Source organism: Agromyces sp. NPDC058126, assembly GCF_042884595.1.
Taxonomy (GTDB): Bacteria; Actinomycetota; Actinomycetes; order Actinomycetales; family Microbacteriaceae; genus Agromyces.
On sequence record NZ_JBHVTS010000001.1, the window covers coordinates 1,142,577 to 1,160,650 of the forward strand.

Consider the following 18,074-nt stretch of genomic DNA (forward strand, 5'->3'; position numbering starts at 1 on the left):
CACTGTTGTCCAGACATTCGAAACTGTATCCGCCTCGCAGGGGTGCGGCAAACATTCGTTCGAGTGTGTCGGCATATTCGTGCACGAGAACGGCGGTGTTCGGATACTTGCCTTCGAATTCATTCGAAGATATATTCGGAACATAGATTCGCATTCGGCCCTCCCGGCCGAGGGCCGGATGCGATTCACTCAGGAGGTGTGAGATGAGCGCAGCGATCATGACCGGCGGGTACGCCCCGGTGCAGTCCCGCCCGGTGCCGTTCCACGAGCCCGACCGTCTCGCGCGTGCTGGCGCAGGCGAGGCGGCTGCGGTCCGCACCCGCCTGCGACTGACCCGGCGGGGCCGAGTGGTCTTCACGACGCTCGCAGCGCTCCCGCTCGTCGTCTGGGCGTTCGTCGTCGTGCTCGGGGCCGGCGGCGCTGCGGCCGACGTCTCCGGCGCCGGCGCGGGGGCCGCGCTCGAGTACGTCACCGTCGAGGTCGGCGCGTCCCTCTGGGAGATCGCCGAGTCGATCGCCCCCACCGCCGATCCGCGCGACACGATCGCCGAGATCGTCCGCATCAACGGCCTCGACGAGGCCACGATCGTGCCGGGCCAGCAGCTCGCCGTGCCGGCGGCCGAGTAGGCGGGCCCGCCCGGTCACACGGGGTCTCACGGAGGGGACGCCGCCCTCGCGTGGCTAGCATGGTTCGGTGACGAGTCTCGATGATCTCCCCATCCGCGACGACCTCCGCGGCCGTTCGCCGTACGGCGCCCCGCAGAAGTCCGTCCCCGTGGCGCTCAACGTCAACGAGAACACGCATCCCATTCCCGAAGACGTCGCCCACGACATCGTGGCCCGCGTCGCCGCCGCGATCCTCCGGCTGAACCGCTACCCCGACCGCGAGTTCGCCGAGCTGCGCGAGGCGCTCGCCCGCTACCTCGGCCACGGACTCGGGCCCGAGCACATCTGGGCCGCGAACGGGTCGAACGAGGTGCTCCAGCACCTGCTCCAGGCCTTCGGCGGCCCCGGGCGCCGGGCGCTCGGCTTCGACCCGACGTACTCGATGTACGGCTTGCTCGCCTCGGGCACGGGCACCGAATGGGTCGCCGCGCCCCGCGACGAGGAGTTCGAGCTCAGCCCCGAGACCGCGGTCGCCGCCGTGCGCGAGCACGACCCCGACCTCGTGCTGCTCTGCGCGCCGAACAACCCGACGGGCACCCCGCTCGACCTCGACACGATCCGCGCGGTCGCCGACGCCGCACGCGGCATCGTCATCGTCGACGAGGCGTACTTCGAGTTCGCCGAGCCCGGCACGCCGAGCGCGCTGACCCTGCTCGAGGGCCGGCCGCGCCTCGTCGTCTCGCGCACGATGAGCAAGGCCTTCGCCTTCGCCGGCGCCCGGGTCGGCTACCTCGCCGGCGACCCCACGACGATCGACGCGCTGCGCCTCGTGCGGCTGCCGTACCACCTCTCGGCGCTCACCCAGGCGGCCGCGCTCGGCGCGCTCGCTCACGCCGACGAGATGCTCGCGATGGTCGACGAGATCCGCGGGCAGCGCGAGCGCATCTCCGCCGAACTCGCACGACTCGGCTTCGCCCCGCACCGCAGCGGATCGAACTTTGTGCTTTTCGGGGGCGTCGACGACCCGCACGCGGTCTTCGAGGCGCTCCTGGCGCGCGGCATCCTCATTCGCGAGCTCGGCATCCCCGGGCACCTGCGCGTGACTGCGGGCACCGAGGCCGAGACGACCGCGTTCCTCGAGGCGATCGCGGTGTTCGCCCCGAACGCGGCGGGCGCCGCCGAGAATAGGATCGACGCATGAGCGGCCAGACCCACAACCGCGCGGTGCGCGTGCAGCGCGAGACCAGCGAGTCGAGCATCGACCTCTCGATCGACCTCGACGGCACCGGTGCGAGCGACATCGAGACCGGCGTGCCGTTCTACGACCACCTGCTGACGGCGTTCGCGAAGCACTCGCTCACCGACCTCACCGTGCGCGCCGCGGGCGACGTCCACATCGACGTGCACCACACCGTGGAGGACACGGGCATCGTGCTCGGGCAGGCGATCCGGCAGGCGCTCGGCGACAAGCGCGGCATCTCGCGGTACGGCGACGCCCTCGTGCCGCTCGACGAGGCGCTCGCGCAGGCCGTCGTCGACATCTCGGGGCGTCCGTACCTCGTGCACACCGGCGAGCCCGCCGGCTTCGAGTTCCACCTCATCGGCGGCCACTTCACCGGCTCGATGGTGCGGCACGTCTTCGAGGCGATCACCTTCAACGCGGGGCTCACCGTGCACGTCAACGTGCTGGGCGGTCGCGACCCGCACCACATCGCCGAAGCCGAGTTCAAGGCGTTCGCACGGGCGTTCCGTCAGGCGAAGGCGTTCGATCCGCTGGTCACCGGCATCCCGTCCACGAAGGGCGCACTGTGAGCCCCACCCGTCGCGTCGTCGTGCTCGACTACGGCTCGGGCAACGTGCACTCCGCCGCGAAGGCGCTCGAGGCCGCGGGCGCCGAGGTCGAGGTCACGGCCGACCGCCGGGCGGCGAGCGAGGCCGACGGCCTGCTCGTGCCGGGCGTCGGCGCCTTCAGGGCCGTGATGGAGCAGCTCCGCGCGGTGCGCGGCGACGAGATCATCGATCGGCGGCTCGCGGGCGGGCGTCCGGTGCTCGGCATCTGCGTCGGGATGCAGGTGCTCTTCGAGCACGGCGTCGAGCGCGGGGTCGACACCGAGGGCCTCGGCGAGTGGCCGGGAACGGTCACCGAGCTGCCCGCCGCAGTGCTGCCGCACATGGGCTGGAACACCGTGACGCCCGACGCGGGGTCGGTGCTGTTCGACGGCATCGAGGACGAGCGCTTCTACTTCGTGCACTCCTTCGCTGCGCAGGAGTGGCACCTCGACGTGATCCCGCCGTTCCCCGGCCCGAAGCTGACGTGGGCCGAGCACGGCGGGTCCTTCCTCGCCGCGGTCGAGAACGGTCCGCTGTCGGCGACCCAGTTCCACCCCGAGAAGTCCGCCGAGGCGGGCATCCGGCTGTTGTCGAACTGGATCGGCACCCTCGGCTGACACCCGCCCGAGACCGTGCGTGTCACGGTCAGGCCGCTCGCGCCCCGGGCGACTAAGATTCTGTGACTGTGCCGACCGGCGATCCACGGCGGCATCCCGCGAACGAGGACAGTGATGAGTGAGTTCAACAAGACCCCCGGTCTCGTGCTGCTTCCGGCAGTCGATGTGGCCGGCGGCAAGGCCGTCCGTCTGACGAAGGGCGAAGCCGGCACCGAGACGAGCTACGGCGACCCGGTCGACGCGGCCGTCGACTGGGCCGATCAGGGCGCCGAGTGGATCCATCTCGTCGACCTCGACGCGGCCTTCGGCCGGGGGTCGAACGGCGGCATCCTGAAGAAGGTCATCCGTCAGGTGCGCGGCGTGAACGTCGAGCTCTCGGGCGGCATCCGCGACGACGAGTCGCTCGAGCACGCCCTCGAGATCGGGGCGAAGCGCATCAACCTCGGCACGGCGGCGCTCGAGAACCCCGAGTGGGCCGCCTCGGTCATCGCCCAGTACGGCGAGGCGATCGCGGTCGGCCTCGACGTGCGCGGCACGACGCTCGCCGCCCGCGGCTGGACGAAGGACGGCGGCGACCTCTGGCAGGTCATGGACCGCCTCGAGGAGGCCGGCGCCGCCCGCTACGTCGTCACCGACGTCACGAAGGACGGCACCCTCCAGGGCCCCAACATCGAGCTGCTTCGGCAGGTCATGGAGCGCACCGAGCGCCCGGTGGTCGCCTCGGGAGGCATCTCGAGCCTCGACGACATCGTCGCCCTGCGCGAGCTCGTGCCGCTCGGCCTCGAGGGCACCATCGTCGGCAAGGCCCTCTACGCCGGCGCGTTCACGCTGGCCGAGGCGCTGGATGTCGCCTCACGCTGACCGTCCGGCGGGCGAGCACGGGGATGCCCCGGCGACCCCGCCGTCCGCCGCGGACTCCGCCGGCGTGCCCTGGGCCGGGCGCTCGTTCGAGGCGAACCCGCACGCGGCCGACGACGGCAGTGCCCCGGCCGAGCTCGCCGAGGCGATCGCGCGGTTCCGTGCGGGCGAGGGCGGGCAGTCCGAGGTCGTCGCGGCGTTCGCCGGGTCGCGCCTGCTGATCCCGCTGCTCGCCGAACTCGGCGACGGCGGCACCGAGACGGGCGCGCACGGCCTCGCGGTCGACAAGAGCCAGGAGCTCTCGATCGTCACGGTCGCCGGCCCCGACGGTCGCGCGGTGCTGCCGGTCTTCTCCTCGGTCGAGGCGATGTCGCGGTGGAACCCCGTCGCGCGGCCGGTGCCGGCCGACGGCGTGCGCGTCGCGCTCGCGGCGGCCGATGATGGCACCGAACTCGTCGTGCTCGATCCCGGCTCACCGGGCGAGTTCGTGCTGCGGCGCCCCGCGGTCTGGGCGGTGGCCCAGTCGCTGTCGTGGCAGCCGCCGTTCGAGTCCGACGCCGTGCGCGACGCCTTCCTGCGCGCTGCCGAGCGGGAGCTCTCAGTGCTCGGGGTGACGCTCCTCCCGGGCGACCCCGAGGCGCGGCTCGCCGGCCCCGAGCTCGTCGTGCGCCTCGAACTCGTGGCGGGTCTCACCCGCGAGGCGCTCGACGCGACGACGACCCGGCTGGCGCACCGCTGGGCCGCCGACGAGGCGATCGCCACAGGGGTGGACTCGCTCGCCGTGAAGCTCGTGGCCGGGGCATCCGACGCCTGAACCGGTGACCGTGCGGCCGCCCGTCCGGTGACTCGTTCGGGTGGTTGACCGTCGACCCGACCGGGAGCATGATCGGAGAGGCGCGACGGCGCGGAATCCAGGTGCGGCCATGACCGAGCATCCCGATGCGGAACGACGAGACGACGGCGACGCGAGCTACGACGCGGCGCTCGAGCGGGCCGCGGTGCACGCCCGGGCCTGGCTCGACGGCGTCCGCGAGCGGAAGGTGCCCCCCGGCGCGACCACCGAGGAGATGCTCGACCGGCTCGGCCGCGACCTGCCGGAGGACGGCGAGCCCGCGGCCGCGGTGATCGACCATCTCGCCGCCGCGGCGGAGCCCGGGCTCATCGCGATCGGGTCGCCGCGCTTCTACGGCTGGGTGATCGGCGGCACGCACCCCGCGGCGCTCGCGGCCGACTGGCTCGTCTCGAGCTGGGACCAGAACACCGGGCTGCGCACGATCACCCCGGCCGCGGTCGCCGCGGAGGAGCTCGCGGGCGCGTGGCTCGTCGACCTGCTGGGGCTGCCTGCGGGCAGCGAAGTCGGCTTCACCACGGGGGCGACGATGGCCCAGTTCACCTGCATGGCGGCGGCCCGCGACGAGGTGCTCACCCGGGTCGGCTGGGACGTCGAGGAGGCCGGGCTCGCGGGCGCCCCGCGCATCCGCTTCATCGTCGGCGAGGAACGGCACGGCACGGTCGACCTCGCGGCGCGCTATCTCGGGCTCGGGGCGCCGATCGTCGTGCCGTCCGACGAGCAGGGTCGCATCCGGGTCGAGGCGCTGCGCGACACGCTCGCCGCAGGGGAGGGGCCGGCGATCGTGCTGCTGCAGGCCGGCAACATCCACTCGGGCGCCTTCGACGACTTCGTGGGAGCGATCGCCGCGGCCCATGAGGCGGGCGCCTGGGTGCACGTCGACGGTGCGTTCGGCCTCTGGGCAGCGGCATCCGCGCGCCTCCGTCACCTGACCGCGGGCATGGCCGACGCCGACTCCTGGTCGACCGACGCGCACAAGACGCTCAACGTGCCCTACGACTCGGGGCTCGCGATCGTGCGCGACGGCCGCGCCATGCACCGCGCGCTCAGCATGCATGCGAGCTACCTGCAGGCGACCGAGGTCGGCGCCGACCCGCACGAGAAGGTGCCCGAGCTCTCACGGCGGGCGCGCGGCGTCCCGGTGTGGGCGGTCCTGCGCGCACTCGGTCGCTCTGGCGTCGCCGAGCTCGTCGACGGCCTGGCCGCTGCCGCGCGGGGACTCGCCGACGGCATCGGGCGCCTGCCCGGCGTCGAGGTGCTGAACGAGGTCGTCTTCACGCAGCTGTGCATCGCGCTCGCCGACGACGAGGCGACCGAGGCGCTCAGCGAACGGCTCTGGGCGGAGGGCGACGTGCTCGCGATGACCTCGCGCTGGCACGATCGCGCGGTGGTGCGCTTCTCGGTCAGCAACTGGCGCACGGATGCCGCGGAGGTGCGCCGCACGGTCGACGCCGTCGCCCGCGCGCTCGCCGCGGGCGAGGCCCGCTGAGCGGTGGCGCGGCGCGCGAGCGCGAGGGCATCGGCGCCCGCGTCGGTGGCATCCGCTTGAATGGAGGCATGACCGAGGCGCTCGCGGAGTTCTCGCCCGCGACCAGGGCGTGGTTCACCGAATCCTTCACCGAACCGACGGCGGTGCAGCGCGGCGCGTGGCAGGCGATCTCGCGGGGCGAGCACGCGCTCGTGGTCGCGCCGACGGGCTCGGGCAAGACGCTCGCGGCGTTCCTCTGGGCGATCGACCGGTTGCACCACGAGGCGCCCGACCCGGCGGCCGCAGGCACCCGGGTCGTCTACCTCTCGCCGCTCAAGGCGCTCGGCGTCGACGTCGAGCGCAACCTCAGGGCGCCGCTCGTCGGCATCGCCCGCACCGCCGCGGCGCACGGGCTCGAGGTGCCCGAGGTCTCGGTCGGGGTTCGTTCGGGCGACACCCCCGCCTCCGAACGTCGCGCACTCGTCGCGAGGCCGCCCGAGATCCTCATCACGACGCCCGAGTCGCTCTACCTCATGCTCACCTCGCAGGCGCGCGAGACGCTGCGCGGCGTCGAGACGGTGATCGTCGACGAGATCCACGCGGTCGCCGGCACGAAGCGCGGCGCGCACCTCGCGGTCACGCTCGAACGGCTCGACGCGCTGCTCGCGCAGCCCGCGCAGCGCATCGGGCTCTCGGCGACCGTGCGCCCCCTCGACGAGGTCGCCCGGTTCCTCTCCGCCGCAGCACCCGTCAGCGTGGTCGCCCCGCCCAGCGAGAAGCGCTTCGAGCTGCGGGTCGAGGTGCCCGTCGAAGACATGTCGCGCCTGCCGGCGAGCGACGACGCGACGGGGTCGATCTGGCCGCACGTCGAGCAGGCGATCCTCGACCGGGTGCTCGCGCACCGATCTTCGATCGTCTTCGCGAACTCGCGTCGCCTCGCCGAGCGGCTGACGGCGCGGCTCAACGAGCTCGCGCTCGAGGCCGACGAGCAGGCCGCACTCGTCGCCGCCGCGGCCGCGAGCGGGCCGCCCGCCGCGCTCATGGCGCAGTCGGGGCAGACCTCCGGCGCACCTCCCGTCGTCGCCCGCGCACACCACGGATCGGTCAGCAAAGAGCAGCGCGCCGAGATCGAGGACGACCTCAAGTCGGGCCGGCTGCGCTGCGTCGTCGCGACCTCGAGCCTCGAGCTCGGCATCGACATGGGTGCGGTCGACCTCGTCGTGCAGGTCGAGTCGCCGCCGTCGGTCGCGAGCGGGCTGCAACGGCTGGGTCGCGCGGGCCACCAGGTCGGCGAGGTCTCGCGGGGCATCATGTTCCCGAAGCATCGCGCCGACCTCGTGCACACGGCCGTCGCCAGCGAGCGCATGCTCGCCGGGCAGATCGAGACGCTGCGGGTGCCGGCGAACCCGCTCGACATCCTCGCCCAGCAGACGATCGCCGCCGCGGCCGTCGACGAGCTCGACGTCGAGGCGTGGTTCGAGACCGTGCGACGCAGTGCGCCGTTCCAGAACCTGCCGCGCTCGGCCTACGAGGCGACCCTCGACCTGCTCGCGGGCCGGTACCCCTCCGATCGATTCGGCGAGCTGCGGCCGCGCGTCGTCTGGGATCGCGAGGGCGGCACGATCACCGGGCGGCCCGGGGCGCAGCGGCTCGCGGTGACGAGCGGCGGCACCATCCCCGACCGGGGCATGTTCGGGGTGTTCCTCGTCGGCGACGACGCCACCGGCCGCCGGGTCGGCGAGCTCGACGAGGAGATGGTCTACGAGTCGAGGGTCGGCGACGTCTTCGCGCTCGGCGCGACGAGCTGGCGCATCCAGGAGATCACCTTCGACCGGGTCAACGTGGTGCCTGCCTTCGGGCAGCCGGGCCGCGTCCCGTTCTGGAAGGGCGACGCCATCGGCAGGCCGGCCGAGCTCGGGCGCGCACTCGGCGGCTTCATGCGCGAACTCTCTTCGGCCGACGAGCCCGACGCCCTCGCGCGCGTCGCCGCCGCGGGGCTCGATGCGAACGCCTCCGCGAACCTGCTGGGGTTCCTGGCCGATCAGCGCGCCGCGACCGGCGCCGTCCCGAGCGACCGCACCCTCGTGGTCGAGCGCTCGCGCGACGAGCTCGGCGACTGGCGCATCATCCTGCACTCGCCCTACGGCATGCCGGTGCACGCGCCCTGGGCGCTCGCCGTCGGCACCCGCGTCCGCGAGCGGCACGGCGTCGACGGTGCGGCGATCGCGGCCGACGACGGCATCATCGTGCGCATCCCCGACACCGGCGGCGACGCGCCGGGCGCCGAGCTGTTCGTCTTCGACGCCGCCGAGCTCGAGCCGCTCGTGACCGAGGAAGTCGGCGGCTCGGCCCTGTTCGCGAGCCGGTTCCGCGAGTGCGCGGCGCGCGCGCTGCTGCTGCCGCACTACCGGCCGGGGCAGCGCTCGCCGCTCTGGCAGCAGCGGCAGAAGTCGGCCCAGCTCCTCGAGGTCGCGAGCGACTACCCGACGTTCCCGATCATCCTCGAGACGCTGCGCGAGGTCCTGCAAGACGTCTACGACGTGCCTGCGCTCGTGGCGGTCGCGGGCGAGATCGCCTCCCGCAAGATCCGGGTCGTCGAGACCACGACCGACTCGCCGAGCCCGTTCGCGAGCGCACTCCTGTTCGGGTACGTCGGCGCCTTCATGTACGAGGGCGACGCACCCCTCGCCGAGCGGCGCGCCGCGGCGCTCGCGATCGACCAGGCCCTGCTCGGCGAGCTGCTCGGCCGGGTCGAGCTGCGCGAGCTCCTCGACCCGGCCGTCATCGACGAGGTCGAGGCCGAGCTCCAGCGCCTCGCGCCCGAGCGGCGCGCCCGCGGCGTCGAGGGCGTCGCCGACCTGCTGCGCGCGCTCGGCCCGCTGACGCCCGACGAGATCGGCGCCCGGGTCGACGCCGAGACCGACGCGGGTGCGGCGATCGCCGAGCTCCTCGCCGCCCGCCGGGCGGTTCGCGTCGGTTTCGCCGGTCGTGAGCAGCTGGCCGCGGTCGAAGACGTCGGGCGCCTGCGCGATGCCCTCGGGGTGCCCGTGCCGCCCGGGGTCGCGGCCGCGTTCGAGGCGCACGTCGCCGACCCGCTCGGCGACCTCGTGAGCCGGTACGCCCGCAGCCACGGCCCGTTCACCGTCGACGACGTCGCCGCGCGCTTCGGTGTCGGCGTGGCCGTCGCGCGAGTCGCGCTGCGGCGCCTCGCCGACGACCGGCGGGTCGTCGAGGGCGAGTTCCGTCCGCACGGCACCTCGACCGAGTGGTGCGACGCCGAGGTGCTGCGCCGGCTCCGCCGCCGCTCGCTCGCCGCCCTGCGGCACGAGATCGAGCCCGCGCCGCAGCTCGCCCTCGCCCGGTTCCTTCCGGTGTGGCAGCGGGTCGGCGCGGGCATCCGCGGCATCGACGGCGTGCTCTCGGCGATCGAGCAGCTCGAAGGGGCCCGCCTGCCGGCCTCGGCGTGGGAGTCGCTCGCGCTGCCGGCGCGCGTCGCCGACTACTCGCCCGCGATGCTCGACGAGCTCATGAGCTCGGGCGAAGTGCTCTGGGCCGGGTCGGGCGCGCTCTCGGGCGACGACGGCTGGGTGAGCCTCCACCTCGCCGAGTCGGCCCCGCTCACCCTGCCCTGGGCGCCCGAGGTCGACCTCGAGCCGCTCGAGCGAGAGGTGCTCCTCGCACTCGGTTCGGGCGGCGGGTTCTTCTTCCGACAACTCGCCGACGCGGTCGGCGCCGCCGGGTCGTTCGAGGCCCCGCCCGACGACGCCGCCCTCGTCGACGCGCTCTGGTCGCTCGTCTGGTCGGGCCTCGTGACGAACGACACCGCGGCCCCGCTGCGCGCCCTCGTCGGTGGCGGGCGCAGCGCGCACAAGCCGCAGCGCCCGAGCGCTCGCGCGCGAGCCCTCCGCGGCCGCACCCTGCCGCGGGCGGTCATGCCGAGCCGCACCGGCCCGCCCTCGGTCGCCGGGCGCTGGTCGATCCTCCCGGTCGCCGAGACCGACGCCACCCGCCGCGGGCACGCGCTCGGTGAGACGCTGCTCGACCGCTATGGCGTCGTCACGCGCGGCACGGCGGTGGCCGAGGGTGTGCTCGGCGGCTTCGCGCTCGTCTACAAGACCCTCCGCGGCTTCGAGGAGTCGGGGCGCGCCAGGCGCGGATACTTCGTCGAGCGGCTCGGTGCGGCCCAGTTCGCCGCCCCGGGCGCGGTCGATCGACTGCGGGCACTGGTCGACTCCGCGAGCGAGACCGACGAGGGCGCGGGCGCGGCCGGACGCGCCGCGGCGGGGGAGTTCGCAGCCGGCCCGGTGTCCGCCAGGTCGTCGCAGGCGCGTGACCGGCGTGAGCACGGCCCCGCGCTCGTGCTCGCCGCGACCGACCCGGCGAACGCCTACGGTGCGGCCCTGCCGTGGCCCGACCCGCCCGGCGAGAGTTCGCATCGTGCCGCGCGCAAGGCGGGGGCGATGGTGGTGCTCGTCGACGGCGAGCTGATCGCCTACGTCGAACGCGGCGGCAAGACCGTGCTCGTCTACCGCGACGACGATCGGCGGCTCGCCCTCGCCGCGCAGGCCCTCGCCGCGACGGTCGTCGCCGGTCGGGTGCGGCGCCTCGCCGTCGAGTCGGTCAACGGGGCGTTCGTCCTCGGCACGCCCTTCGGCCGGGCGCTCGGTGCGGCCGGATTCGGCGAGACTCCGCGCGGAGTGCGGCTCGATGCCAGAAGGTGACAGCGTCCACCAGGCTGCGGCCCGACTGAGGTCGGCGCTCGCGGGCGAGGTGCTCATCCGCACCGACTTCCGCGTGCCCGCGTTCGCAACGGTCGACCTCGCGGGCGAGCGCGTCGACGAGGTGCTCGCGCGCGGCAAGCACCTGCTCATCCGCACGCCGACGCGCACGGTGCACTCGCACCTCAAGATGGAGGGGGAGTGGCGCGTGCTCGCGCCGGGCGAGCGCTGGCCGAAGCCCGCGCACCTAGCCCGGGTCGTGCTCGAGACCGGCCGATCGGTCGCGATCGGCTTCGAACTCGGGCTCGTCGAGGTGCTGGCGCGTGCCGACGACGAGCAGGCGCTCGCGTACCTCGGTCCCGACCTCCTCGGCCCCGACTGGGATGCGGAGGAGGCCGTCCGCCGCCTCGAAGCGAGCCCGTCGACCTCGATCGCGGTCGCGCTCCTCGACCAGCGCAACCTCGCCGGGCTCGGCAACGTCTACGTCAACGAGTTGTGCTTCCTCCGCGGCATCCGCCCCGACCGACCCGTCGGGGAGGTGCCCGAACTGCCGGCGGTCGTGTCGCTCGCCCGCCGGCTGATCGTGGCGAACCGCGATCGCCCGGCACGCGTGACCACGGGGGTCGACCGGCGCGGCCGACAACTCTGGGTCTACGGACGCGCCGGGGCGCCGTGCCTGCGCTGCGGCACGACGATCGAACGCGGCGCCCTGGGCCGCGAGGCGCGCGCCGGCGACGACCCGCAGGAGCGGGTCACCTTCCGGTGTCCGAACTGCCAGCGGTGAGGCTGGAGCCGGGCCGCGCGCCTGCGCGCGTCAGCTGACGGGGCCGGTCCACTTCTCGCCGGGGCCCTGCCCGATCGGGTCGGGGATCGACGAGGCCTCGCGGAACGCGAGCTGGAGCGAACGGAGCCCGTCGCGGAGCGAGCGCGCGTGCATGTCGCTGATCTCGGGCGCTCCGGCGGTGATGAGCCCGGCGAGGGCGTTGATGAGCTTGCGCGCCTCGTCGAGGTCGAGCTGCTCGTCGGGGTTGTCGGCGAGGCCGAGCTTCACGGCGGCGGCGCTCATGAGGTGCACGGCCGCGGTCGTGATGATCTCGACGGCGGGCACCTCGGCGATGTCGCGCAGCGCGCCGTCGACCGACTCGTTGACGGCCTCCTCGTAGCGGTGGGTGGACTCGTCGGAACCCGGGTTGATGGGCGAACTATGTGACACAGACTTCCTCTGCTAGACTGCTTCGGGCTCCGGGGCTTTCCCCCGGTACGAAAGTGGAGATTCTCCCACCCGCGCATACCGCTTCATCAAGGTTACCGGGTCGATTGCACTCCGCTCTCACGTGAAGGTTCGCCAGAACCGCAGCGGGAGAGTAGACAGGGTGCCGTATGAGTCGCGGTGAGATTCCGCGCGAAATACGTGAATTCTCCTCCTTCGGCGCACAGACAGCTTGAGTAGAGGAGTACACGCATCAGCGATCCCCGTACCAACGACCGCATCCGCGTTCCCGAGGTCCGCCTCGTGGGCCCCGGCGGAGAGCAGGTCGGCGTCGTGAAGATCGAGGTGGCCCTGCGGCTCGCGCAGGAGGCCGACCTCGACCTCGTCGAGGTCGCACCGAACTCCAAGCCGCCGGTCGCCAAGATCATGGACTACGGCAAGTACAAGTACGAGGCTGCGCAGAAGGCGAAAGAGGCCCGGCGCAACCAGGCGAACACCATCCTCAAAGAGGTCCGGTTCCGCCTCAAGATCGACAAGCACGACTACGAGACCAAGATGAAGCGCGCCATCGGCTTCCTGAAGGCCGGCGACAAGGTCAAGGCGATGATCCTCTTCCGCGGACGCGAGCAGTCGCGCCCCGAGATGGGTGTCCGCCTCCTCCAGCGCTTCGCCGAAGACGTGGTTGAGTTCGGCACGGTCGAGCACAACCCGACGATCGACGGCCGCAACATGGTCATGGTCATCGCGCCCCTGAAGAACAAGTCCGAGGCCAAGGCCGAGGCGAATGCACAGCGTGCTGCAGCGAAGACGCGACCGGCGGCGGACGCCGCGGACGACGCCGACGCGCAGACGGCCGAGCCCACCGAGGCGTAGGCCAACACCCACGTCCGTCACCCGCATGGCGGCAGAACCAAGGAGAAACACGAGATGCCGAAGCAGAAGACCCACTCCGGGTCCAAGAAGCGCTTCAAGATCACCGGCAGCGGCAAGATCAAGAAGCAGCAGGCCGGTATGCGCCACAACCTCGAGGTCAAGGCCTCGAAGCGCAAGATGCGCCTGAACCAGGACCAGGTCGTTTCGCCCGCCGACGCGAAGAAGATCCAGAAGCTTCTCGGCCACTGAGCCGCGAGAATCCCGTAAGGAAGAAACAGCACAATGGCTAGAGTCAAGCGCGCAGTCAATGCGCACAAGAAGCGTCGCGTCATCCTCGAGCGTGCCGAGGGCTACCGCGGTCAGCGTTCGCGCCTGTACCGCAAGGCGAAGGAGCAGGTCACCCACTCCCTCGTCTACTCGTACAACGACCGCCGCAAGAAGAAGGGCGACTTCCGTCGCCTCTGGATCCAGCGGATCAACGCGGCTTCGCGTCAGAACGGCCTCACCTACAACCGCCTGATCCAGGGCCTCGGCCTTGCGGGCATCGAGGTCGACCGCCGCATCCTCGCGGAGCTCGCGGTCAACGAGCCGGCGACCTTCGCCGCGCTCGTCGAGTCGGCCAAGAAGGCGCTCCCCGCCGACACGTCGGCCCCGAAGACCGCCGCGTAAGCGTCGACTTCTCCTCGAACGGCCCGGCGCTCTGCCTCAGCAGAGCGGCCGGGCCGTTTCGCATGCCGCCGCGCGAGTGCTCCGAGGATGCCCCGACCGCGGCATCCCCTTGAATAGACTGTGACCATGCTCGAGAACCCCCGCTCGCCGCGCGTCCGTGCCGTCGCGAAACTCGCGAAGAAGGCCGCACGCGCCGAGAGCGGGCTGTTCCTGCTCGAGGGGCCGCAGGCGGTCTCCGAGGCGCTCGAGTTCCGGCCCGAACTGGTCGTCGATCTCTACGCGACCCCGACCGCCCTCGAGCGCTACACCGACATCGCCGAGAACGCCGTGCGCGCCGCGGTGGAGGTCGAGTTCGTCACCGAAGAGGTGCTGGCGTCGATGGCCGACACGGTCACGCCGCAGGGCTTCGTCGCCGTGTGCCGGCAGTTCCCGACCGCCGTGAAAGACGTCTTCGCGGCGGGGCCGCGGCTCATCGCGATCCTCGAGGAGGTGCGCGATCCGGGCAATCTCGGCACGATCGTGCGGGCCGCCGACGCGGCCGGCGCCGATGCGGTCATCCTCACGGGGCGGGCCGTCGACCTCTACAACCCGAAGGTCGTCCGCTCATCGACGGGCTCGATCTTCCACCTGCCGGTCGCCGTGGGCGCCGACCTCGACGACGTGCTGACGCGCGCCCGCGCCGCGGGCCTCACGGTGCTCGCCGCCGACGTCAAGGGCGAAGACCTGCTCACGGTGCGCAACGAGGGCGTGCTCGCGAACCCGACGGCCTGGCTGTTCGGCAACGAGGCCCGAGGCCTTCCCGACGAGCAGCTCGCCCTCGTCGACCGCGTCGTCATCGTGCCGATCTACGGCAAGGCCGAGTCGATGAACCTCGCGACCGCCGCCTCGGTGTGCCTCTACGAGAGCGCGTTCGCGCAGCGCAGCTGACGGGCGGACCGTCCGCCCCGCGGGTCACGAAACGGTAACCGCGTCGTCGAACAGTGGCGGCAGGGGCCGAAGCCTCCCTAGTTTTGGGGGTATGGAGCCCACCCAGCCCGCGCCGCCGACCTCGAACATCAGCGTCCGACGCGGCGAGCCGCTCGTCGTGGTCGACCACGTCGACAAGCACTTCGGCGACCTCCACGTGCTGAACGACATCAACACGGTCGTGAACCGCGGCGAGGTCGTCGTCGTGATCGGCCCGTCCGGTTCGGGCAAGTCGACGCTGTGCCGGGCGATCAACCGGCTCGAGACCATCGACTCGGGCTCGATCTCGATCGACGGCGAGACGCTGCCCGAAGAGGGCGCGGCGCTCGCGAAGCTGCGGGCCGACGTCGGCATGGTCTTCCAGTCGTTCAACCTCTTCGCCCACAAGACGGTGCTCGAGAACATCACGCTCGCGCCGATCAGGGTGAAGAAGATGTCGCGCAAAGACGCCGAGGCGAAGGCGATGGAGCTGCTCGACCGGGTCGGGGTGGCGAACCAGGCGAAGAAGCTGCCGGCGCAGCTCTCGGGCGGTCAGCAGCAGCGCGTCGCGATCGCGCGCTCGCTCGCGATGAACCCCAAGCTCATCCTCATGGACGAGCCGACGAGCGCGCTCGACCCCGAGATGATCAACGAGGTGCTCGACGTCATGGTCGGCCTCGCGAAGGACGGCATGACCATGATCGTCGTCACCCACGAGATGGGCTTCGCCCGCAAGGCCGCCGACCGCGTGCTCTTCATGGCCGACGGCAAGATCGTCGAAGAGGCGACCCCGGCCGAGTTCTTCGACAACCCGCAGTCCGATCGTGCGAAGGACTTCCTCTCGAAGATCCTCGAGCACTAGACCTCCGCGATCACGAGTCGCGAGGACCATCACAGGAGAAGAGGCAGGGACATGAAACGCAACAGCATCGCACTCCTCGCAGCCGCGGCGGTGACCGCGCTCGCACTGGCCGGTTGTTCGAGCGGCGGCGGCGACTCGGCCGAGCCGTCGGCGGAACCGGCGCCCACGTTCGACGAGGGCACCACGATGGCGAAGCTCGCCGAGGCGGGCACCATCACGGTGGGCACGAAGTTCGACCAGCCGCTGTTCGGGCTCGTCGGCCCCGACGGCGTCCCGGTCGGCTTCGACGTCGAGATCGCCAAGATCATCGCGTCCGAGCTGGGCATCGCCGAGGACAAGATCGAGTGGGTCGAGTCGGTCTCGGCGAACCGCGAGCCCTTCATCGAGAACGGCGACGTCGACATCGTCGTCGCGACGTACACGATCAACGACAAGCGCAAGGAGGTCGTCTCCTTCGCGGGCCCGTACTACCTGGCCGGCCAGTCGATCCTCGTGCTCGCCGACAACGAGGACATCGCGAGCGAGGAGGACCTCGTCGGTCAGCCGGTCTGCTCGGTCACGGGTTCGACCCCGGCCGCCAACCTGAAGGAGCTCGGCGCGGAGGTCATCGAGACCGACACGTACTCGAACTGCCTCGAGCCGCTGCGGAGCGGCCAGGTCGTCGCGGTGTCGACCGACAACGTGATCCTCGCCGGGCTCGTCTCCCAGAACGAGGGGGAGTTCAAGATCGTGGGCGAGCCGTTCACGGAGGAGCCCTACGGCATCGGCCTGAAGCTCGACGACACCGACTTCCGCATGTGGATCAACGACGTGCTCGAGGAGGCGTACGAGGACGGCCGCTACGAGGAGGCGTGGAACTCCACCGCCGGAACCGTGCTGCCGTTCGTCGAGCCGCCGGCCGTCGACCGCTACTGACCCGTTCGCGGTCCGGGCGCGCGAGCGCCCGGACCGCGACCCGCCCTGAAGGAGGCGCATGGACGCCGTCATCGAGAATCTGCCGACCTACTGGCGCGGGTTCAGCATGACCCTGCTGCTGCTCGGCGTGAGCGGCGTCTCGGCGCTCGTGATCGGCACGATCATCGCGGCGATGCGCATCTCGCCGGTGGCGTCGCTGCGCACCTTCGCGACCGTCTACACCGAGCTGGTGCGCAACACCCCGTTGACGCTCGTACTGTTCTTCTGCGCGATCATCCTGCCGTACCTCGGTTCGCGGCTCGACTACGTGACTGCCGCGATGATCGGGCTCTCGGTCTACACCTCGCCGTTCGTCGCCGAGGCGCTTCGGTCGGGCATCAACGGCGTGCCGGTCGGGCAGGCCGAGGCGGCGCGCAGTGTCGGCCTCGGGTTCGGGCAGACGGTGAGCCTCATCGTTCTGCCGCAGGCCTTCCGCATGACGATTCCGCCGCTCATCAACGTGTTCATCGCCCTGACGAAGAACACCTCGGTCGCCGGTGGCTTCTTCGTCTTCGAACTCTTCGCCGCCACCCGCGAACTTGCGAACGCCAACGGCAACGCCGTCATCGCGATCCTCCTCGCCGCGGCGACGCTCTACCTCGTGATCACCATTCCGCTCGGCGTCATCGCCGCACAACTCGAACGGAAGTGGGTGGTGCAGCGATGAGCGGCTCGAGCGTGCTCTTCGACGCCCCGGGGCCCCGTGCCCGGCGTCTCTCGCTGATCTCGTCTATCGTCACCGGCGTCGTGATCGTCGCGGGTCTCGCCTGGATCGTGATGACGCTCGCCGCCCCGCGCGAGAGCGGCGGCATCACGTTGCCGGGCTTCTTCGACCCGAGCCGCTGGGACATCTTCACCGACCCGGTGGTGTGGGAGCGCATCCTGGTCGTCGGCGTCGGCGGCACCCTGCAGGCCGCGCTGACCGCCTCGGTGTTCGCGATCGCGCTCGGCATGGTGTTCTCGCTGCTCCGCAGTTCCGAGATCCGGTGGATCCGGGTGCCGACCGCGATCGTCCTCGAGTTCTTCCGTGGCATGCCGTTGCTGCTCATGATGCTGTTCATCCTGCTCGTGTTCAGCGTTCCGGCGTTCTGGGCGGTCGTCGTGGCCCTGACCCTCTACAACGGCGCACTCATCGGCGAGGCGCTGCGCGCCGGGCTCGCGGCGCTGCCGCGCGGTCAGCGCGAGGCGGGGCTCAGCCTCGGCATGCGCCCGCTGCAGTCGAAGATGCTCGTCGAGTTCCCGCAGGCGTTCCGGCAAATGCTGCCCATCATCGTCGCGCAACTCGTGGTGCTCCTGAAGGACACCTCGCTCGGTTACATCGTCGGTTACGTCGAGCTCATGCGCGTGACCCTCAACAACATGGCGAGCTTCTTCGGCAACCGCTACCTGTTCTCGTTGTTCGTCGTCACGCTGGTGCTGTACCTCATCATGAACCTCTCGCTCTCGTGGTTCGCGCGCTGGCTCTCGCGGCGCACGGCGTCGAAGTCGAGCGGCAAGCGGCTCGACCCCGACAACCCGAACCAGGCGATGCTCCTCGCGGAGGCATCGGCCGCGGCCCGCCAATCGGACCAGACCGGCGGCATGGGCGGCGCGATCTGACGGTCGCGTCGGCAGG

The 18,074-nt window shown here is 71.7% G+C and carries 18 protein-coding genes; 17 read left to right on the forward strand and 1 reads right to left on the reverse strand.

All coding sequences use genetic code 11. The features are described 5' to 3' along the window. Positions 1-203: 203 nt before the first annotated feature. From ACFVTR_RS05105 to ACFVTR_RS05145, 9 genes are all read left to right on the forward strand, one after another. Positions 204-626 (forward strand): LysM peptidoglycan-binding domain-containing protein, encoded by a 423-nt coding sequence (locus ACFVTR_RS05105; RefSeq protein WP_387035323.1) that lies wholly within the window; start codon positions 204-206, stop codon positions 624-626. A 67-nt stretch (positions 627-693) separates the two neighbouring features. After that, positions 694-1,806, forward strand: coding sequence for a histidinol-phosphate transaminase (locus ACFVTR_RS05110; RefSeq protein ID WP_387035325.1), 1,113 nt, complete (start codon positions 694-696; stop codon positions 1,804-1,806). Further along, a complete protein-coding gene (gene hisB / locus ACFVTR_RS05115; protein WP_376940763.1) occupies positions 1,803-2,417 on the forward strand; it encodes an imidazoleglycerol-phosphate dehydratase HisB in 615 nt (204 codons plus the stop codon). Before ACFVTR_RS05110 ends, hisB begins: the two co-directional genes overlap by 4 nt. Then, positions 2,414-3,052 carry an imidazole glycerol phosphate synthase subunit HisH gene (gene hisH / locus ACFVTR_RS05120; RefSeq protein ID WP_387035326.1) on the forward strand — a complete coding sequence of 213 codons (639 nt, stop codon included), beginning with the start codon at positions 2,414-2,416 and terminating at the stop codon, positions 3,050-3,052. The genes hisB and hisH overlap by 4 nt, the downstream gene beginning before the upstream one ends. 114 nt (positions 3,053-3,166) lie before the next feature. Continuing rightward, positions 3,167-3,913 carry a bifunctional 1-(5-phosphoribosyl)-5-((5-phosphoribosylamino)methylideneamino)imidazole-4-carboxamide isomerase/phosphoribosylanthranilate isomerase PriA gene (gene priA / locus ACFVTR_RS05125; RefSeq protein ID WP_376940760.1) on the forward strand — a complete coding sequence of 249 codons (747 nt, stop codon included), beginning with the start codon at positions 3,167-3,169 and terminating at the stop codon, positions 3,911-3,913. Further along, positions 3,897-4,724 carry an SseB family protein gene (locus tag ACFVTR_RS05130; protein ID WP_387035328.1) on the forward strand — a complete coding sequence of 276 codons (828 nt, stop codon included), beginning with the start codon at positions 3,897-3,899 and terminating at the stop codon, positions 4,722-4,724. Before priA ends, ACFVTR_RS05130 begins: the two co-directional genes overlap by 17 nt. Positions 4,725-4,833: 109 nt before the next feature. After that, positions 4,834-6,249, forward strand: coding sequence for a pyridoxal phosphate-dependent decarboxylase family protein (locus tag ACFVTR_RS05135; protein WP_387035329.1), 1,416 nt, complete (start codon positions 4,834-4,836; stop codon positions 6,247-6,249). A gap of 68 nt (positions 6,250-6,317) precedes the next feature. Next, positions 6,318-10,949, forward strand: a complete 4,632-nt coding sequence (locus ACFVTR_RS05140; protein WP_387035331.1) for an ATP-dependent helicase — start codon at positions 6,318-6,320, stop codon at positions 10,947-10,949. Beyond that, positions 10,936-11,730, forward strand: a complete 795-nt coding sequence (locus ACFVTR_RS05145; protein ID WP_387035333.1) for a DNA-formamidopyrimidine glycosylase family protein — start codon at positions 10,936-10,938, stop codon at positions 11,728-11,730. Before ACFVTR_RS05140 ends, ACFVTR_RS05145 begins: the two co-directional genes overlap by 14 nt. A gap of 30 nt (positions 11,731-11,760) precedes the next feature. On the opposite strand, the gene ACFVTR_RS05150 is transcribed toward ACFVTR_RS05145, so the two are convergent. Then, positions 11,761-12,072: a DUF1844 domain-containing protein gene (locus ACFVTR_RS05150; RefSeq protein ID WP_157432313.1), complete on the reverse strand. Its 312-nt coding sequence runs from the start codon at positions 12,070-12,072 to the stop codon at positions 11,761-11,763. Between the two features lie 336 nt (positions 12,073-12,408). On the opposite strand from ACFVTR_RS05150, the gene infC reads away from it, so the two are divergent. The 8 genes from infC (at position 12,409) to ACFVTR_RS05190 (ending at position 18,058) form a co-directional block, all read left to right on the forward strand. Then, complete coding sequence (gene infC, locus ACFVTR_RS05155) at positions 12,409-13,029, forward strand: translation initiation factor IF-3 (protein ID WP_387035392.1); 621 nt, start codon at positions 12,409-12,411, stop codon at positions 13,027-13,029. A 54-nt stretch (positions 13,030-13,083) separates the two neighbouring features. After that, entirely contained in the window at positions 13,084-13,278 is a 195-nt protein-coding gene (gene rpmI / locus ACFVTR_RS05160; RefSeq protein ID WP_376940746.1) for a 50S ribosomal protein L35, read from the forward strand. A gap of 33 nt (positions 13,279-13,311) precedes the next feature. Further along, positions 13,312-13,698: a 50S ribosomal protein L20 gene (gene rplT, locus ACFVTR_RS05165; protein ID WP_157422736.1), complete on the forward strand. Its 387-nt coding sequence runs from the start codon at positions 13,312-13,314 to the stop codon at positions 13,696-13,698. Between the two features lie 126 nt (positions 13,699-13,824). After that, complete coding sequence (locus ACFVTR_RS05170; protein WP_387035335.1) at positions 13,825-14,625, forward strand: TrmH family RNA methyltransferase; 801 nt, start codon at positions 13,825-13,827, stop codon at positions 14,623-14,625. 91 nt (positions 14,626-14,716) lie between these two features. Next, positions 14,717-15,505 (forward strand): amino acid ABC transporter ATP-binding protein, encoded by a 789-nt coding sequence (locus ACFVTR_RS05175; RefSeq protein ID WP_387035337.1) that lies wholly within the window; start codon positions 14,717-14,719, stop codon positions 15,503-15,505. A gap of 51 nt (positions 15,506-15,556) precedes the next feature. Continuing rightward, positions 15,557-16,420: a glutamate ABC transporter substrate-binding protein gene (locus ACFVTR_RS05180; protein ID WP_387035339.1), complete on the forward strand. Its 864-nt coding sequence runs from the start codon at positions 15,557-15,559 to the stop codon at positions 16,418-16,420. A 58-nt stretch (positions 16,421-16,478) separates the two neighbouring features. Continuing rightward, positions 16,479-17,126, forward strand: a complete 648-nt coding sequence (locus tag ACFVTR_RS05185; protein ID WP_387035341.1) for an amino acid ABC transporter permease — start codon at positions 16,479-16,481, stop codon at positions 17,124-17,126. Continuing rightward, complete coding sequence (locus ACFVTR_RS05190; protein WP_387035343.1) at positions 17,123-18,058, forward strand: amino acid ABC transporter permease; 936 nt, start codon at positions 17,123-17,125, stop codon at positions 18,056-18,058. The genes ACFVTR_RS05185 and ACFVTR_RS05190 overlap by 4 nt, the downstream gene beginning before the upstream one ends. The last annotated feature ends 16 nt before the right edge of the window (positions 18,059-18,074 follow it).

Coding starts and splice junctions, on each gene's coding strand:
- ACFVTR_RS05105 (WP_387035323.1), top strand. CDS start 204: ATGAGCGCAGCGATCATGACCGGCGGGTACGCCCCGGTGCAGTCCCGC.
- hisB (WP_376940763.1), top strand. CDS start 1,803: ATGAGCGGCCAGACCCACAACCGCGCGGTGCGCGTGCAGCGCGAGACC.
- priA (WP_376940760.1), top strand. CDS start 3,167: ATGAGTGAGTTCAACAAGACCCCCGGTCTCGTGCTGCTTCCGGCAGTC.
- ACFVTR_RS05130 (WP_387035328.1), top strand. CDS start 3,897: ATGTCGCCTCACGCTGACCGTCCGGCGGGCGAGCACGGGGATGCCCCG.
- ACFVTR_RS05135 (WP_387035329.1), top strand. CDS start 4,834: ATGACCGAGCATCCCGATGCGGAACGACGAGACGACGGCGACGCGAGC.
- ACFVTR_RS05140 (WP_387035331.1), top strand. CDS start 6,318: ATGACCGAGGCGCTCGCGGAGTTCTCGCCCGCGACCAGGGCGTGGTTC.
- ACFVTR_RS05145 (WP_387035333.1), top strand. CDS start 10,936: ATGCCAGAAGGTGACAGCGTCCACCAGGCTGCGGCCCGACTGAGGTCG.
- rpmI (WP_376940746.1), top strand. CDS start 13,084: ATGCCGAAGCAGAAGACCCACTCCGGGTCCAAGAAGCGCTTCAAGATC.
- rplT (WP_157422736.1), top strand. CDS start 13,312: ATGGCTAGAGTCAAGCGCGCAGTCAATGCGCACAAGAAGCGTCGCGTC.
- ACFVTR_RS05170 (WP_387035335.1), top strand. CDS start 13,825: ATGCTCGAGAACCCCCGCTCGCCGCGCGTCCGTGCCGTCGCGAAACTC.
- ACFVTR_RS05175 (WP_387035337.1), top strand. CDS start 14,717: ATGGAGCCCACCCAGCCCGCGCCGCCGACCTCGAACATCAGCGTCCGA.
- ACFVTR_RS05180 (WP_387035339.1), top strand. CDS start 15,557: ATGAAACGCAACAGCATCGCACTCCTCGCAGCCGCGGCGGTGACCGCG.
- ACFVTR_RS05185 (WP_387035341.1), top strand. CDS start 16,479: ATGGACGCCGTCATCGAGAATCTGCCGACCTACTGGCGCGGGTTCAGC.
- ACFVTR_RS05190 (WP_387035343.1), top strand. CDS start 17,123: ATGAGCGGCTCGAGCGTGCTCTTCGACGCCCCGGGGCCCCGTGCCCGG.